This window comes from Vreelandella aquamarina, assembly GCF_900110265.1.
GTDB classification, from domain to species: Bacteria; Pseudomonadota; Gammaproteobacteria; order Pseudomonadales; family Halomonadaceae; genus Vreelandella; species Vreelandella aquamarina.
The window spans coordinates 1-15,488 of record NZ_FODB01000072.1 but is presented as its reverse complement, the minus strand read 5'-3'; the positions used below and the strand labels follow the sequence as shown (position 1 = coordinate 15,488).

Here is a 15,488-nt window from a genome sequence, read left to right as displayed (position 1 = left end):
CAGGCCTCCCAGGGTAAGACGCGCGACCTTCCTCCCATCTACCCGCCGCATCTACTTCCACATCTTCTGGATAGCTATTGGGCTTCGAGTTTCATGGCCCTCTCGCCCAGATGTGGCTGCCTCATATGCGGTTCCTGTTCGTCGGGCCAGGAGTTTGCCTACAGCTTCCTTCAGATTCCGCCTCACGACGAACACCCTTGCTGTTCAGCTAACGGTTCCCGCTATCAGGGTCCGTAGGGGACTTTCACCCCCAAGTCATCCGGCCAACCACCACGGCGGACCGGATAGCGCCTAATTGGCGCTGCGCGCCATGCCTGGCGCACCATAATAAAACGGGCAGCCCTTGGGCTGCCCGTTGACGTCTTGCCGAGTTGAAGCTGTTACTTACACTGCTTTGGGTTCGCTCATCAAGCCTTTGATGATGGCGTAGCAGGCCACCAGTAGAATGATGGTGAACGGGAACCCGGTCGACACGGCCATGGTTTGCAGGGCCGTCAAACCGCCCCCCAGCAGCAGTGCAATGGCAATCGCGCCTTCGATGATCGCCCAGAACACACGCTGCGGTTTCGGTGCATCGACCTTGCCACCTGCGGTAATGGAGTCGATGACCAGCGAGCCCGAGTCAGACGAGGTCACGAAGAAGATGATGACCAGCAGAATCGCAATGAACGAGGTGATCTGCGACAGCGGCAACTGCTCCAGCATCACGAACAGCTGCAGGTCCACACCGGCGTCACGCACGGCTTCGATACCCTGGCTCACGTACTGGTCGATGGCAGTGCCACCGAAGGTCGTCATCCACAGTACCGAGACGACCGAAGGCACCAGCAGCACCGAGATCAGGAATTCACGAACGGTACGGCCACGGGAAACCCGCGCGATGAACATGCCGACGTAGGGTGACCAGGAGATCCACCAGGCCCAGTAGAAGGCCGTCCAGCCTTGGCTGAAGTTGGCATCTTCACGGCCAAAGGGGTTGGAGAGGGCCGGAAGATGAACCACATAGTTCACCAGGTTCTCGAAGAAACCAGTGGCAATCAGCAGCGTCGGGCCGACACCGATCACGAAGAACAGCAGCGCGGCAGCCATGGCGATGTTGATTTTCGACAGCAGCTGTACGCCCTTGTCGACACCGGCAACGATCGAGCCAGTCGCTATTATCGTGATACCGATGATGAGCAGAATCATCGTGATATCACTTTCCGGCGCGCCAAACAGATAGGTCAAGCCAGCAGCGGCCTGGGTAGCGCCCAGCCCCAGTGACGTGGCCAGACCAAACAGTGTGGCAAACACCGCCAGAATGTCGATCAAGTGGCCCGGCCAACCCCAAACGCGTTCACCCAGTAGCGGGTAGAACACCGAGCGCATGGAGAGCGGCAAGCCTTTGTTGAACGAGAATAGCGCCAATGACAGAGCCACCACGGCATAAATCGCCCACGGATGCAGACCCCAGTGGAAGATCGTTGCCGCCATGCCCAGCGCCGCTGCGCCTGCCGTATCGCCCTCAGCGCCAGCCAACGGTGCCCAGTCGCCACCCTCCAAAGAGGTGCCGAAGTGGGTCAGCGGCTCATTGACGCCAAAGAACATTAGCCCAATGCCCATACCCGCCGCAAACAGCATGGAAAACCAGCCGGTATAAGTGAAATCAGGCTTGGCGTCCGCTCCGCCGATGCGAATCTTGCCCAACGGCGATACGATCAGGCCCAGACAAAGCAGAACGAAGATATTGGCGGCCAAAATAAAGAACCAAGCCAGATTGCCGGTCAGGAAGCCAAAAACGGCGTCGTAGATCGGAGAAATCGTATCTTGCAGTGCCAAGGTGAGTATGACGAACAGCAGTACCACGAGTGACGAAATGGTGAATACCTTGCCGTGTAGGTCAAGGTTGAAGCCCATTGCACTCGTCGTAATGTTGTCTTGGCCGATCACATAATCGGTATCGATCAGGTTAGCCGGACCATCAGGGGCGGGGATGCCTTCTGATACCGGCTCATCAGCGGGATGCTTAGAGTCAGGATTATCCACGGGAGCCTCTCCATGTCGGACAGAAACCGCCAAACGCACCTGGATGGGCCAGCAGTTACCTTCTGGCCAATCACCAATGCGTTAGCAGGCGTGTATTACATCAGTAACAGTAGCAAACGTTGCTTAATCTTTGTTCAACGCGCGGGCACATTAGCACGAAAAAACGTCACATTTACAACGACGACAGAGGGCCGAAGCCCTCTGTCATTTAACGCTCGGGCAGAGTATGACTAGCCGTTGAGCCACTGCTCGACCACGTCTTGGTTCTCTTCTACCCACTGCTTGGCATTTTCGTAGGGGTCGCTGCCATCTTCTTGGTTCATCAGCATCACCTCGCCCATCTGCTCGGGCGTCCACTCGAAGGCATCCAGAATGGCGTAGGCTTCTGGCATGTCTTCTTCCAGACCGCTACGTACGACGGTATGGATCTGCTCGGCACCGCCGTAGACGTTTTCTGGGTCTTCGAGGTACTTCAGATCGAACCGAGCAAACATCCAATGCGGCGTCCAGCCAGTGACGACCACATCCTCTTCGTTTTGGATGGCACTGGCCAAAGCAGCCGTCATGGTAGCACCGCTGCCGCTGCGCAGGTTCAGCCCGAGGTCATAGGTATCCACGACCTCTTCGGTGAGTGCCATCAGGCCGGCACCGGGGTCAATACCGATGATCTCGCCGTTGAAGCTGTCGGCGTTGTCGTTCAGATCGGCGATGGAGTCCACGTCGGTGTACTCAGGTACGACCAAGCCGAGCTTGGTGCCATCCAGATTGGGGCCTAAGTCTTCGGTATTGTCACCGACACGCTCCATGTACTCTGCGTGAGTGGTGGGCAGCCAAGCGGCGACGATGGCATCGGCATCACCCGTGGAGAGGGCTTGGAACATGGCCGCTGCGGACAGCGAGGTCAGTTCCACCTCGAACCCTGCCTGCTCGAGAACCGCAGCAATGACGTTAGTGGAAGCGACTTCAGAGGACCACTCGACATAGGCCAAGTTGACCGTGCCTTGATCTTGGGCGTGGGCCATGCTGCCGGCAGCGAGACCTGTGCCAGCGACGAGGGCTAATGAGGCGAGACGGATGCGGTGATTCAACGTACGAGTTTTCATTCACTTGCTCCCTGTTGATGGGCAGTGGCGAGCGCCACTGCAGTATAAATAGTGTGTTGTGGTTTAACGTAAATTACCTTTTGGCGCTTTCAGCATGGTCAATCATCACGGAGGGATCAAATGCCATGGTCAACGCAGCGCCGAGAGCGGCTATGAGCGGCGCGATTTGCGCAGCGACTGCGTCAGACGATCCAGCAGCATGGCTAGAATGACCACGGCAATCCCGGCTTCGAAGCCATCCCCTGGACGCAAACGCTGAATGGCTCGCCAGACTTCGCTACCCAAACCATCGGCGCCGATCATGGCGGCAATGACCACCATCGACAGTGCCAGCATGATGGTTTGGTTGATGCCCGCCATCACCGTGGGCAGCGACAGCGGCAGCTGTACCTTGAACAGCTTTTGACCACGCGTGGCGCCATAGGCATCGGAGGCTTCAATGAGCTCCACCGGCACCTGACGAATACCTAGAGTGGTAAAGCGAATCGCGGGGGGCATGGAGAAAATGACCGTGGCAAAAATCGCCGACACCGAGCCAATACCGAAAAATGGAATGGCAGGGATCAGATACACAAACGCTGGCATGGTCTGCATAAAGTCCAGCACTGGCATGATCACCCGGTAGAGCCGCTCCGATAGTGCGGCGGCAATCCCCACAGGCAGGGCGATGACTACTGCGACCAGCGTGGCAATCACCACCAGCGTCAGCGTCTCGATCATCGGGTTCCAAAGCCCTAGGTTCCAGATCAAAGCCAGCCCGGCAACCGCACCAATGGCCAGGCGAGTGCTGGCGAGTTTCCAGCACAGCAGTGCAATAATCGCCAGTAGCGCCCACTCGGGTAGCCACATTAGGCCATCGTTGAGGCTGTTGATCCCTGTCTGTGTCACGCGGGAAATGCCGCGGGTAACCACCGAATATTCACTTGTCAGCCACGTCAGGCCGCTTTCGATCCAGCTACCTAAAGGAATGCGTGTTATCTCCATTACTGTTCTCCTGCTCGTGCCAGTTCATCCAGGACTGCGCCTTTCACTACAACGCCCAGCAGGCGCTGCTGCTCATCCACCACGGCAATCGGGTAACTCTTTTCGCTAAACATGGCGAAGAGGTTTTGCAGCGGCTCGTCTGGCGGCACTTTGCGGAAATCTTGAGTCAGATGGTCGGTAATGGTCTCGGCTTTTGCCTCAATGGCGCGGCTGGCAGCGTCCGCTTCCAGCAGGCCTAACAACTGACGGTCACGGTCAGTGACGTAGATGGAGTCAATGCTGTGATCGCGCATCCGATGCAGCGCTGTACGTGGGCCATCGCTGTCGCGTGCGGTGGTGCGTACCGGGCGCATGGCGCTCTCGGCGGTCAGAATGCGCGAGCGGTCCACCCCTTCAATAAAGCGGCGGACGTAGTCATCGGCGGGCTTGGTCAGAATCTCTTCTGGCGTGCCAATTTGTACGACTTCACCATCTTTCAGCAGCACGATGCGGTCGCCGATATTGAGCGCTTCATCGAGGTCGTGGGTGATGAAGACAGTGGTCTTCTGCATTTTGCTTTGCAGCTGCAGTAGCTCTTGCTGCATATCCTTACGGATCAGCGGGTCGAGGGCCGAGAACGCCTCGTCCATTAAGAGCACGCTGGCATCGTTCGCCAGGGCGCGAGCAAGCCCAACGCGTTGCTGCATACCACCTGATAGTTGATTGGGGTAGGCGTCTTCCCAGCCTTCTAAGCCCACCTGCTTCAGCGCGTTATGAGCAATCGACTGGCGCTCCGATTTTTCGACGCCGCGAATTTCCAGGCCGAACTCGGCGTTCTGTTGAACCGTGCGATGGGGGAACAGGGCGAAGTTTTGGAAAACCATCGAGAAGTGGCGGCGGCGACACTCTAATAGCGCTTTCTCTCCCAATGTCGGGATATTTTCGCCATCAATAACGATCTCGCCTTCGGTGGTGTCGATTAGACGGTTAAGGCAGCGTATCAGCGTGGATTTACCTGAGCCGGATAGGCCCATAATCACCAGCAATTCACCTTCGTAGACATCGAAGGAGATATCGGATAAGCCTAAGGTTTGGCCCGTTTTCTCAAGAATTTCGGGGCGCTTAAGGCCTTGGTCGCGTAGCTCAAGGGCTTTTTTGGGCTGCTTGCCAAATACCTTGCTCAAGCCGCGTACCTGAATTTTGACAGGGCGTGTCTCGTCCATCAGCGGTGCCTTTTGATTGAATGAGCAGCCTTGTGTCGTTACTCAATGCGCTTACCTGCGGCCTTTACGTGCTCCCTGCAAGCAGCGACACAAAACGGTTCATAAGTAGAAGATGAGGTTATGTTTAATAAATTATTAAAAATTATTATACATAAATGGGTGGGATGTGTCACAACGCGCCCGCCAGCCAGGCCATATTACGCCACATGTGCCATTTTGAACCCACGCCCATGACCCTGTCGTGACAGCGAACGGTGGCTACGATTTTTTAATAAGCTATTGTTTTTTTAAATATAAATGTATTTTTTTCAATGTTGGCATGAAGTGTGAATGTGCCTTTTTAGAAAAGCTTGGCAAGTGACGCAAGCACGTTAGTCGAAAAAGGAGGCAATCTTTATGGATAAACAAGTGAGCCAATCGCGCAAGCGTCCACGTGTGCTGACACTGTGCATGTTAGCTGCAACCGTCAGCACCTTGGCCCTGGCGGGGTGTGGCAACGGCGAAGATGAAATGCCCCCGGCGCAGCAACCTGACACCATGGAGCAGGATGCGACGACCACGACGGCTCCGGCTACCGGGAACGAGCCTACCATGGCAGACGAGCCGATGAATGAAGACCCGGGCTTGGGCGAAGATCCCGCGGCGACGCAAGAGCCAATGCCGAGTGAGAATACCCAAGCGGGCGCTGTCAACGATCCTGAAGAGAATCCTGGTTTCGGTGAAGGCACCGATCCCATGCCCGGTGCTAGCGAGACCACTACCGACGACGTTAACACTACCGATGATGAAGACGACATGACTAACGGCCAATAGCCGTCAACGCTCCCTACGATGGTAAGCCAACCCAGCTGTCTGTTCCCTGCGGCTGCTCCACACGGTTTATCATCCTTTCGCCCCCGCGCCCGCGGGGGCTTTTTTTGCTTGTTTAAAGCGTATGACGGTGAGTTTGGGCGGTTACAAGTTACCAGTCAGCCGGTAAGGTTAGGGGGAGCAGACGCTGCTTTGGCGGCTGCTAGCCCATGAACAAGGAAGGAGAATGGACATGATGTCATGATGACGCAATGCGCGTGGGACGGCGCTACTGTTGAGCGCACTGCTCATGGCGGGCGTGCTGACAGGCTGCGGTGATTCCGAAGCACCGACCACCGATTCGAAAGTACCGACCGACGAACCTCAAGAGCCCATGGATACCGGCCCCATGTCGAATGATGGGCAAGCGACACGTGAGTCGACCGGCGATGGCGTGAGTGACCCGGAGTAAGCATGAAAAAGCCGGTCGGCGAGTGCGACCGGCTTGGACTTACTCCTCGCTATCTTCCAAACGCCGATAAAGAGTGCGGCGGGCGATGCCTAATACTTCGGCCGTCCGCCGTTTATTTCCCCCTGTCGCTTCTAACACTTTGCGAATATAGCGCTTTTCCACCTCTTCCAAACTTGGCCAACGGGCAGGCGCCGGGGCAGGAATCTGCGTGCCGGGTAGCACCTCGCCGCTTAGCGTTGGGGTACTGTCGGCACTGCTTTTTTGCTGGCTAGACTGTTCGCGCAGGCGCTCAGGTAAATCCTGATGCTGCAGTACGCCCGCTTCGCTGAGCGTTACCGCGCGCATAACTGCATTTTCCAGCTCACGCACATTACCAGGGTAGGTGTAGTTCAGCAGGCTATTGAGCGCCTCTGGCTCGATCTGTTCGATCTGTTTGCCTTGGGCTTCTGCGTGCTTATCAATCAGTGCGAACACCAAGTGTTCGATATCCGTGCCGCGCTCGCGTAGCGGTGGAATGCGCAGTGAGAATGTCTCTAAGCGGTAGAACAAGTCACTGCGAAAGTTCTCCTGCTCAATCTCTTTTTCCAAGTGGCGGTGCGTAGCGGCAATGATGCGCACATCTACTGGTTCCTCACGCTCGCCGCCCACGGGGCGAACGGTTTTCTCTTGCAGGGCGCGTAGTAGCTTGGCCTGCAGATTGATCGGCATTTCGCCAATCTCATCGAGAAACAGGCTGCCGCCCTGGGCGCTATGAAACAGTCCTTTTCTGGCCTCGTTAGCACCGGTAAAGGCACCTTTCACATGACCAAAAAACTCGCTCTCCATCAAGTCGGCGGGAATGCTGGCGCAGTTAACGGGAACGAAAGGTGCTTCGTGGCGGCTACTTTCTTGGTGAATGGCGCGGGCCAGCAACTCTTTACCCGTGCCGCTTTCACCCAGGATCAAAATAGGTGCATCGCTTTTGGCTAATCGAGACGCATCGTGGAACAGTGACTGCATGGCTTGGCTTTTACCCACAATACCGTGGAAGTGACTGAGTTCCGCATCGTGGGGAAGGGACAAACGCTGTCGCTCCAGTACGCGAAATACGGCTTCGCGGATAGCATCTAAATCAAGTGGCTTAGTTAAAAAATCATCTGCGCCAAGCTTTAAGGCTTCTACCGCCTGGTCAATCGTGCCAAACGCGGTAATGACAATAATGCCTAGCTCGCTGCCACTCTGGCGTAGCTGCTGCAGCAGTTGAATGCCCGTCATGCCGGGGAGCCGTACATCGGTAATCATCATGGCCACTGGCGTGTGGCTAAGCAGGGCAATGGCCTCTTCAGCGCTGGGGACACCCAGTGTGTCATAGCCCGCGTCGTTGAGCTCTTCCTCTAATAACTCACGGATAGCGGCGTCATCTTCCACCACCAATAACGGTAAAAGGTGTTCCTGATGGGTCACAAACGTCGTCCTCAAGCGGATGCGGTTTCACTAAGGGGAAGCGTAATTTCAAAGCCAGCACCGCCAAGCGCGCTGTCAAATACGCCAATCGTCCCACCGTGGTCGTTAATAATGCGGTGCACCATCGATAGTCCCAAGCCGCTGCCCTGGCCCACCGGCTTGGTGGTGAAAAAGGGGTCGAACACTTGATGATGATGCGAAGTCGGTATGCCTGACCCGTTATCTTCGACCCATACCGTAAGCTCGTCGCTGTGCGACTGGGCGCGAACACGAATATGGCTAACGTCCGGGGCTTGGGCGGCGTTGCGTAATAAGTTGGTCAGCACCTGCACAATTTGTTGACCGTTAACTAATAAATGGGGGGGAGGGGACGGAAGATCAATATCCAGATAGATATTTCGTGGTTCCAGCTCCTCCTCGACTAGCTCGCTGGCACTAATGATAAGCTGGTCAAGGGCTTGGTGTCCTTTCTCCACGTTATGTTGTCGACCTAATTCCATCAGTTGGCGAACAATTTCGACGATTCGCTCTACCTCGCCGCGAATCCGGCCAAGCCTAGCACGCTCGTCGTCGCCAATCGTATCCCTGCGGGCCAACCGCTGGGCCTGGCCGTTGATGACTGTCAGCGGTGCGCCAATTTCGTGGGCCACCCCGGCGGCCAACACGCCAAGCTCTGCCAGCTTTTTGGATTTGCGCAGGCGTTTTTCCAGCTCGATTTCTCTCCGTTGGCGAGCATCGATATCACGATCTTTTTCGGCCATAGCGTCCAGCATGCCGTTCAAGCCCGACGCTAAACGGCGATACTCCGTCGGGCCGTCTACTGTGGCCCGTTGGCTGCGGTCGCCATCTTCCACTAGCAGCATGACGCGCAACAGACGGTTGAGCGGCCGCTCGATGTAGTGACGAAACCCCCACCAAATGCTGAACACGATGCCCGCCGCGCCAATCACGAAGACCAGCACGGCCACAATGCTGATAAACCCGGTGTAATTCTCAATGCCGGTATTGAGTCGGTTCACCTGCAGCACCCCTTGCACAGTGCCATCTTGGGTGCGTAGTGGCGTGAGAGCAGAGTAGTAGGTCCAACCTTCCTGTTGTCGGTAGCTGCTGTGCAGGTCGTCGCGCTCGATGACCTGCTGAATCTCTTCCGGTGTGAACAGATCTTTACCCAGCCCAAGGCCGTATACCTCACGGCCTTGGGTATCGAATACGTAGGCCCCGTAGATGCGGTGAAACGAAAACGCCGACTGCAGCGCCTCTTCTAGCGGCGTGGCGCTGTCTCGAGCCACCGCATAGCTCAACGACGTGCTCAGCGCGCGAGTAATGATCTCGACTTCGGTTTGCAGCTTGGAGCGAACGTTGTCTTCCAGCGATTTGATCGCCACCAGACTAAACACCACCAGGATCACGAAGAGCGGCACGATGACCGTTAAGATGATGAGGTTACGTAATCGCATCGTGCTTCCTGGTGGTGTCTCGGGAGTCGAACAAGGTTAGCGCTGTGTGGGCGTCAAGCGATAAAGGCTGCCTTGGCCGCCGTCGGTTAGCAAATAAATCGCTTCATCTGGCCCTTGGCGCACATCGCGAATACGGCCGATCTCACCTTCTAAAATCAGCTCTTCACCGGCCACTTGGCCCTCTTCAAGGGTAAGGCGCAGCAGCTTTTGGCTGCCCAGACCACCCGCCAGCAGGCTTCCTTGCCAGGGCTCAAAGGCATCGCTAGTCACCTCGGCAAGACCTGAGGGGGCAAAGCGCCCATCAAAGCGATACACCGGGTCAACCATGCCAGGCTTAGATTCAACGCCTATCGGCTCGTTGGTACTATAGTCATTGCCTAAACTCACCTCCGGCCAGCCGTAGTTATTGCCAGGCACAATCTGATTCAGCTCATCACCCGTTCGCGGGCCGTGCTCGGTGGCCCAAGGTTCACCATTGCTGAGAACGGTCATGCCCTGAATATTGCGATTGCCCATGGTGTAAATTTCATCCAGTGTATCGTCGTCATCCACAAAGGGATTATCGCCAGGGGCCTCTCCGGTCTCGGTGAGCCGAAGGGTAGAGCCTGCGTGGTCATCGCTGGCCTGAGCGCGAGAAGGGTCTACGCCGCGGTCTCCGATGCTCATCAGCAGCGTGCCATCTTTGAGCCATGCCAAACGGGAGCCGTAGTGTCGGCCGGGAGAGGAGGCGCGATCCTGCTCGAAAAGGTGCTCAACGTCGCCTAACGAATCCCCTTTCCACTTAACGCGGGAGAGCGCTGAACGGCTGTTATCGCCCTCAGGCTTGCTCCAAGTAAAGTAGATCCAATCGTGCTCGCCATCGCCAAACTCAGGGTGCAGGGCCACATCGAGCAGGCCTCCCTGGCCGTTTTGGCTGACGCGGGGCATGCCTTCAAGCACTTGCGTTTGCCCGTCAGAGTCAACGAGATTTAACTCACCGCTGCGCTCGCTCACCAAGTAGCGACCATCGGGAAGAAACGCCACTGCCCAGGGGTTCGCAAAGCCATTGGCCACGCGCTCAATGGTAATAGCGAAGTGGTCGGTTTCCAGGGCATCATGAACCACCTCTGCCTGGGCAGTGCTGGCAAGCATCAGCCCCACCAGGGAAGGAGCCACCCAGCGTTTAGCCTGTAAACGTAGCGAGCGGTGTGGGGTCATCAACGGCGTAGCGTATCGAGTTGGCATCGAGTGTCCTCTGTTAGCGCTGGATCAGAGTCTAAGTCTAGCAGTGACTGCCGTAAGCGGCCGGGGGTTCCCCGGCGCTACATCAACAGTGCCAACAGTATCGGTAAATAGATCAGCGCCATGAGCGTTGAGCAGAAGACTAAACTGGCCACATAAGCGGGGTCGCGCCGGGCGCGCTGGGCAAACAGATAGTTGAATACCGCCACGGGCATGCACATTTGCACCACCAAAATGCTCTGCGCCAGCGGCGGTAAGCCAAGCCAACCAGAAATAAACCAAGCGGCAGCGGCGGCCAGAGGGATACGGATCAAGCTAAAGCCAACCCCTGAGCGTAAGTTTTCCACCTGAATACTAGCGAGCGATACACCGAGGGTGATGAGCATCAGCGGTACTGTGAACCCAGACATTAAATCAACGGTGTTGGCCATCCATAGCGGGAGCGGCGTGTCGGTCAACAGCAGGGTCATGGAAATTAAGATGGCATAAACCGTGGGGGTTTTAATCAGCGTTTTAATCGGGTTTCCGCTACTGCTGAGCACGGCTCCTAAGGTGAACTGAAACAGCGATACCGTCACCATCACCGTAATACCGTAAGCAAAACCTGCGCTGCCGAAAGCGTAAAGCACGACAGGCAGCCCCATATTACCCGTGTTGGGATACATCATCGGCGCGATCAGTACCCGCCAATCTCGACGCAGCAGTTTGGCCACGGCAAAGCTGGCTGCCCCCATGCTGATAATGACCAGCGCGGTGGCCAGCATCATCTGCCCAAAGGTGCCGGCATCAATGTTGGCACCAGAGAGCGACGCCAGTACCAACGCAGGGGTGCCAATGTTGAATACCAAACGCGTAATAAAATCGACGGGGTAGGGTTGCCCTAAGCGTACCCATAAAAAACCCAGCCCGGCACCGGCCAGCACTGGCGCCATGACGGCGAAGAGTTCAGCGAGCATTAACGTTCCTTGACGATCATCGGCCGCCTATTGTGGGTAATTAGGCGGCTAACTGGCAAGGCGAATTGCTAATGGGCGTAAACGGCGTTTGCGTGGGTTTGCCACTCGTTAGGCACCTGGTCACGCAGAAAGTCCAGCAGCGCGTTGACCCGGCGTGAGTGATGCCCATAGGCATACAGCAGCGTCACGGGTAAGGGGGCGGGCTCCCAGCCAGGCAGGCAGTTGACCAGATCCCCAGGGTGGTGGCGTTCGCGTTTCTCGACCACCCAGTGGGGCAGCAGGCCGATCCCTTGGCCATAGGCAATGGCATCGATGTGCAACGCCGTGAGATCTACCCGGAGCCGCGAGCGGGGCGCGTTGAACAGGTAGTCGGCGTGTTCGGGGTGATGTAGCAGCAGGCCGCTGGAGGCGGTATCCAACAGGTCAATCCACGCATGTGAAGCGAGTTCGCTGGGGTGGTGCGGCGTGCCCGCGCGGGCTAAATAGTTGGGGCTGGCATATAAGCCACGAGTGAGGTGCCCCAGGCGCTCTTGGTTCAAGCCACATTCATGGGTAGCGCCTAGCCAGATATGCACGCTATTGCTGTGCATTTTACTAGGCGGCGTTTCCCGGGTGTGTAAGGTTAGCTCGACCTTGGGGTAGCGGGTTAAAAACGCATCCATCACCCCCGCCATCCAGCCTCGGGCCAGCGCACCGTGTACCTCCAGCGTCACTTTACCGCTGATCTCCTCGCGCAGCTCCGCCAGCGCCTCTTGGCTATGGGCGGCCATGGCCAGCAGTTCGGTGCAGTACTGATGAAACAGCAGGCCCGCTTCGGTGGGAATCAAACGGTTCGCTTGGCGACGCAGCAGCGGCTGGTTCAGGCGCGCCTCTAGCTGACTAATGCGCCGGCTTAACGTGGATTTAGCAAGCCCGAGCTTCTGTGCGCTGCGCGTCAGGCTGCCGGTGGTCATCACATCGGCAAAAGCGGCGAGTTCATCAAAATCGTACATAGTCGGGGCCACTGGGGGAACGAGGTCACGCCATTGTGCCACTTAATTGTTTGAATGAAAATAATTGACATTTCTGTTCCGATTGGTTGAACGCACCGTCCCGCCTCTTTGTGCAAAGAGTATGCAAAAATACAAATGCTAATAATTCGTATTTAAGTATGAGTGCTCTTTCAATTCAAAGGAACCCGCTATGTCTTTACGTTTGCGCCGTACGCTGCTGGCCAGCGCTATCTCATCTCTCGCCTGCGGGGCAGTTGCGGCTCAAGAAACGCCTCAGCTCAACGATATCGTGGTCACCGCTTCTGGCTTTGAGCAGCAAATTAGCAGTGCGCCCGCCTCAATCAGCGTCATCTCCCGCGAAGAGCTGGAGCGTGGTCACTATCAAAACGTCACCGATGCGCTGCGGGATGTCCCCGGCGTGGTAGTGACTGGAGGCGGGGCAGGTGATAACGGCAATGACATCTCCATTCGCGGTATGCCTTCCCAATACACGCTGATTCTGGTGGATGGCCGCCCACAAAACTCCCGCGAATCACGCCCCAACGGCAGCGCAGGCTTCGAACAGGATTGGCTGCTGCCGCTGCAAGCCATCGAGCGTATCGAGGTGGTGCGCGGGCCGATGTCAACGCTATACGGCTCCGATGCCATCGGCGGGGTGATCAACGTGATTACCCGCAAGGTAGCGGATACCTGGCACGGCAATATCCAGCTCGATACCGTGCTGCAGGAAGACAGCGCCTCCGGCGACAGCCGCCAAGCCAACTTCTACCTAAGCGGGCCGCTGGTGGCGGATCGTTTAGGCCTGCAGCTGTATGGCCGCACCTCAGAACGCGACGAAGACGATATTGAAAACGGCTACGAAGAGAAGAGCTTGCAAAGCCTGACCGCACGGCTAAGCCTGGCCGCCAGCGATAACCACGACTTTACTGCAGAAGCGGGGATCACCGAGCAGGATCGCCGCTCGCTGGTTGGGCGCTCGGCGCCTGCGGAAGGGTGCCGTGGCGGCTGCACCGACAGTATCGGTGAATACACCAATAGCCATGTAGCGCTGACCCATAGCGGCCGCTTCGACTGGGGCACCAGCGAAACCTTCGTACAGCGTGAGCGCAGCGAAAACCAATCGCGGGATATCGAGATTACCAACACCACCGCGAAAACCAGCGTAGTGATTCCCTTGGGTATGCACATGCTCACCGTCGGCGCGAGCTGGGAAGAGGAGTCGCTGGAGGATGGCACCACCAACCAAATCTCCGACCGTACGGCGGTTGAGAACAGCCAGTGGGCGCTGTTTATGGAAGATGAGTGGATGCTGACAAACGCCTGGGCACTGACCGGCGGGCTGCGCCTGGACGATGACGACAACTATGGCAGCCACCTCAGCCCGCGCCTTTACAGCGTATGGAACATGACACCTGAATGGACCCTGAAAGGCGGCGTATCCACCGGCTACCGTTCCCCCAACCTGCGGGAAATTACCCCGGACTGGGGGCAGATCAGTCGTGGCGGTAATGTATACGGCAACCCTGACCTTGAGCCGGAAACCTCGCTCAATAAAGAGATTGCCCTGCTGTACGGCAACGACGCAGGCCTGAACGGCAGCCTCACGCTGTTCCATAACGATTTCGAAGACAAAATCACCCGTATCGCCTGCCCGATCGATATTTGCAATGCAGGCCCGAACCAGTTCGGCAGCGACCCCACGTACCGGGTCAACATCGATGACGCGGTGACCCAAGGGGTCGAGGCCAGTCTAGGCGCACCGCTGACCGACACGCTAGCGCTTACCGCCAGCTACACCTTCACCGATTCCGAACAGAAAAGCGGCGAGTACGCTGGCGAGCCGCTGACCCAGCTGCCCCGCCACCAGGTGTCGGCCACGTTGGATTGGGATGTGAACGCACGGCTTAGCCAGTGGACCAAAGTGAGCTACCGGGGTGAGGAGAGCCAGCCCACCACCGGGCCGTCACAAAGCGCGATTGTCGCGCCGTCCTACACCTTCGTGGATGCGGGTATTGGCTATCAGCTCAACGATAGCACCACGGTGAACGCCGGTATCTACAACCTGTTTGATGAGCGCATCACCTACGACGAATACGGCTATGTGGATGACGGCCGCCGGGTGTGGCTGGGCCTGAACGTCGCTTTCTAAACATCCTGTCAGTAGGCAATAGACGCGGCCACCGATGGGTGGCCGTGTTTGTTTATGCCCGCGACCAGCCCGGCCACCGACGAGGAGAGCAGCGCATCCTCCAGGGAGTTCACCGTGCCGACCAGGTTAAGCTCTTGATAAATCGGCTCCCGGTTGACGCTCGCCAGCTCGACTCGTGGGGCAGATTGGGCCAGCGCGGTGCTGGCGAAGAGTGAGAAGGCCAGTAGCAGTACAAAGGGGAGTGGGCGGGCAAGTGAAGGCACCGTCATAACAGGCTGTTTCCTAACATGAGTGAAAGGTGGTAAATGCGAAGGCGAGTAAAAGGCGCGCTGCTCATACTACCCAAGCGAGTGCGTTGACATATACCTGAATCCGTGAAGCCGGCGCCGACACTTTCCCTATCACCGCCAGCGAGCACTTTTTGATCATTCGCCCCGTGCAAGTTGGCTTTCGCAAGCCCGTTATTGCCAAAACCCACCGTGCTGATCGGTGCTGACGGCCCGTTTTGTCATGCCTTTCCACCCGCCAGGCACGACATATCTGGCGATCGCGTGTCGCTTGGAACTGCTTGTGGATAGAGTGTCGCCGATTGACGGTCAGCATGGCGTTCCTCGTGGATAACGCAGTCGGCTCCGCAGCGTCTTGAGCACCGTCATGCGCCCGATATCCTGCCCGAAGTCGAGGATGATCTGCCG

Annotated in this window: 13 protein-coding genes; 3 read left to right on the top strand and 10 right to left on the bottom strand. The window is 57.1% G+C overall.

Annotated features, from left to right (window positions below; genetic code table 11):
* Positions 1–384: 384 nt before the first annotated feature.
* The 4 genes from BMY49_RS15555 to BMY49_RS15540 all read right to left on the bottom strand — a co-directional run bounded on the left by BMY49_RS15555 (position 385) and on the right by BMY49_RS15540 (position 5,314).
* Positions 385–2,025 carry a BCCT family transporter gene (locus BMY49_RS15555; RefSeq protein WP_089675984.1) on the bottom strand — a complete coding sequence of 547 codons (1,641 nt, stop codon included), beginning with the start codon at positions 2,023–2,025 and terminating at the stop codon, positions 385–387.
* A 230-nt stretch (positions 2,026–2,255) separates the two neighbouring features.
* The gene (locus tag BMY49_RS15550; protein ID WP_089675983.1) at positions 2,256–3,128 is read right to left on the bottom strand and encodes a glycine betaine ABC transporter substrate-binding protein; all 873 of its coding nucleotides are present in this window, start codon (positions 3,126–3,128) and stop codon (positions 2,256–2,258) included.
* 150 nt (positions 3,129–3,278) lie between these two features.
* Positions 3,279–4,112: an ABC transporter permease gene (locus BMY49_RS15545; protein ID WP_074210225.1), complete on the bottom strand. Its 834-nt coding sequence runs from the start codon at positions 4,110–4,112 to the stop codon at positions 3,279–3,281.
* Entirely contained in the window at positions 4,112–5,314 is a 1,203-nt protein-coding gene (locus BMY49_RS15540) for a quaternary amine ABC transporter ATP-binding protein (RefSeq protein ID WP_062362944.1), read from the bottom strand. Before BMY49_RS15540 ends, BMY49_RS15545 begins: the two co-directional genes overlap by 1 nt.
* Positions 5,315–5,710: 396 nt before the next feature.
* Here BMY49_RS15540 and BMY49_RS15535 point away from each other — a divergent pair, with 396 nt between their 5' ends.
* Positions 5,711–6,127 (top strand): hypothetical protein, encoded by a 417-nt coding sequence (locus tag BMY49_RS15535; RefSeq protein ID WP_062362941.1) that lies wholly within the window; start codon positions 5,711–5,713, stop codon positions 6,125–6,127.
* Between the two features lie 271 nt (positions 6,128–6,398).
* Positions 6,399–6,575 carry a hypothetical protein gene (locus BMY49_RS17485; RefSeq protein WP_167359384.1) on the top strand — a complete coding sequence of 59 codons (177 nt, stop codon included), beginning with the start codon at positions 6,399–6,401 and terminating at the stop codon, positions 6,573–6,575.
* A 39-nt stretch (positions 6,576–6,614) separates the two neighbouring features.
* Here the strand turns inward: BMY49_RS17485 and BMY49_RS15530 are convergent, their stop codons facing one another.
* From BMY49_RS15530 to BMY49_RS15510, 5 genes are all read right to left on the bottom strand, one after another.
* The gene (locus BMY49_RS15530; protein WP_062362938.1) at positions 6,615–8,018 is read right to left on the bottom strand and encodes a sigma-54-dependent transcriptional regulator; all 1,404 of its coding nucleotides are present in this window, start codon (positions 8,016–8,018) and stop codon (positions 6,615–6,617) included.
* An 11-nt stretch (positions 8,019–8,029) separates the two neighbouring features.
* Complete coding sequence (locus BMY49_RS15525; protein WP_089675982.1) at positions 8,030–9,475, bottom strand: sensor histidine kinase; 1,446 nt, start codon at positions 9,473–9,475, stop codon at positions 8,030–8,032.
* Positions 9,476–9,511: 36 nt separating this feature from the next.
* Complete coding sequence (locus BMY49_RS15520; protein WP_058577515.1) at positions 9,512–10,672, bottom strand: PQQ-dependent sugar dehydrogenase; 1,161 nt, start codon at positions 10,670–10,672, stop codon at positions 9,512–9,514.
* Between the two features lie 104 nt (positions 10,673–10,776).
* Positions 10,777–11,652, bottom strand: coding sequence for an AEC family transporter (locus tag BMY49_RS15515; RefSeq protein WP_089675981.1), 876 nt, complete (start codon positions 11,650–11,652; stop codon positions 10,777–10,779).
* 68 nt (positions 11,653–11,720) lie between these two features.
* Positions 11,721–12,644 carry a LysR family transcriptional regulator gene (locus BMY49_RS15510; RefSeq protein WP_089675980.1) on the bottom strand — a complete coding sequence of 308 codons (924 nt, stop codon included), beginning with the start codon at positions 12,642–12,644 and terminating at the stop codon, positions 11,721–11,723.
* Positions 12,645–12,834: 190 nt separating this feature from the next.
* Here BMY49_RS15510 and BMY49_RS15505 point away from each other — a divergent pair, with 190 nt between their 5' ends.
* Positions 12,835–14,793: a ligand-gated channel protein gene (locus BMY49_RS15505; protein ID WP_089675979.1), complete on the top strand. Its 1,959-nt coding sequence runs from the start codon at positions 12,835–12,837 to the stop codon at positions 14,791–14,793.
* Between the two features lie 8 nt (positions 14,794–14,801).
* Here BMY49_RS15505 and BMY49_RS17610 read toward each other — a convergent pair whose 3' ends face one another.
* Entirely contained in the window at positions 14,802–15,062 is a 261-nt protein-coding gene (locus BMY49_RS17610) for a hypothetical protein (RefSeq protein ID WP_044630761.1), read from the bottom strand.
* Between the last annotated feature and the right edge of the window lie 426 nt (positions 15,063–15,488).

Coding starts and splice junctions, on each gene's coding strand:
- BMY49_RS15550 (WP_089675983.1), bottom strand. CDS start 3,128: ATGAAAACTCGTACGTTGAATCACCGCATCCGTCTCGCCTCATTAGCC.
- BMY49_RS15545 (WP_074210225.1), bottom strand. CDS start 4,112: ATGGAGATAACACGCATTCCTTTAGGTAGCTGGATCGAAAGCGGCCTG.
- BMY49_RS15540 (WP_062362944.1), bottom strand. CDS start 5,314: ATGGACGAGACACGCCCTGTCAAAATTCAGGTACGCGGCTTGAGCAAG.
- BMY49_RS15535 (WP_062362941.1), top strand. CDS start 5,711: ATGGATAAACAAGTGAGCCAATCGCGCAAGCGTCCACGTGTGCTGACA.
- BMY49_RS15525 (WP_089675982.1), bottom strand. CDS start 9,475: ATGCGATTACGTAACCTCATCATCTTAACGGTCATCGTGCCGCTCTTC.
- BMY49_RS15520 (WP_058577515.1), bottom strand. CDS start 10,672: ATGACCCCACACCGCTCGCTACGTTTACAGGCTAAACGCTGGGTGGCT.
- BMY49_RS15515 (WP_089675981.1), bottom strand. CDS start 11,652: ATGCTCGCTGAACTCTTCGCCGTCATGGCGCCAGTGCTGGCCGGTGCC.
- BMY49_RS15510 (WP_089675980.1), bottom strand. CDS start 12,644: ATGTACGATTTTGATGAACTCGCCGCTTTTGCCGATGTGATGACCACC.
- BMY49_RS15505 (WP_089675979.1), top strand. CDS start 12,835: ATGTCTTTACGTTTGCGCCGTACGCTGCTGGCCAGCGCTATCTCATCT.
- BMY49_RS17610 (WP_044630761.1), bottom strand. CDS start 15,062: ATGACGGTGCCTTCACTTGCCCGCCCACTCCCCTTTGTACTGCTACTG.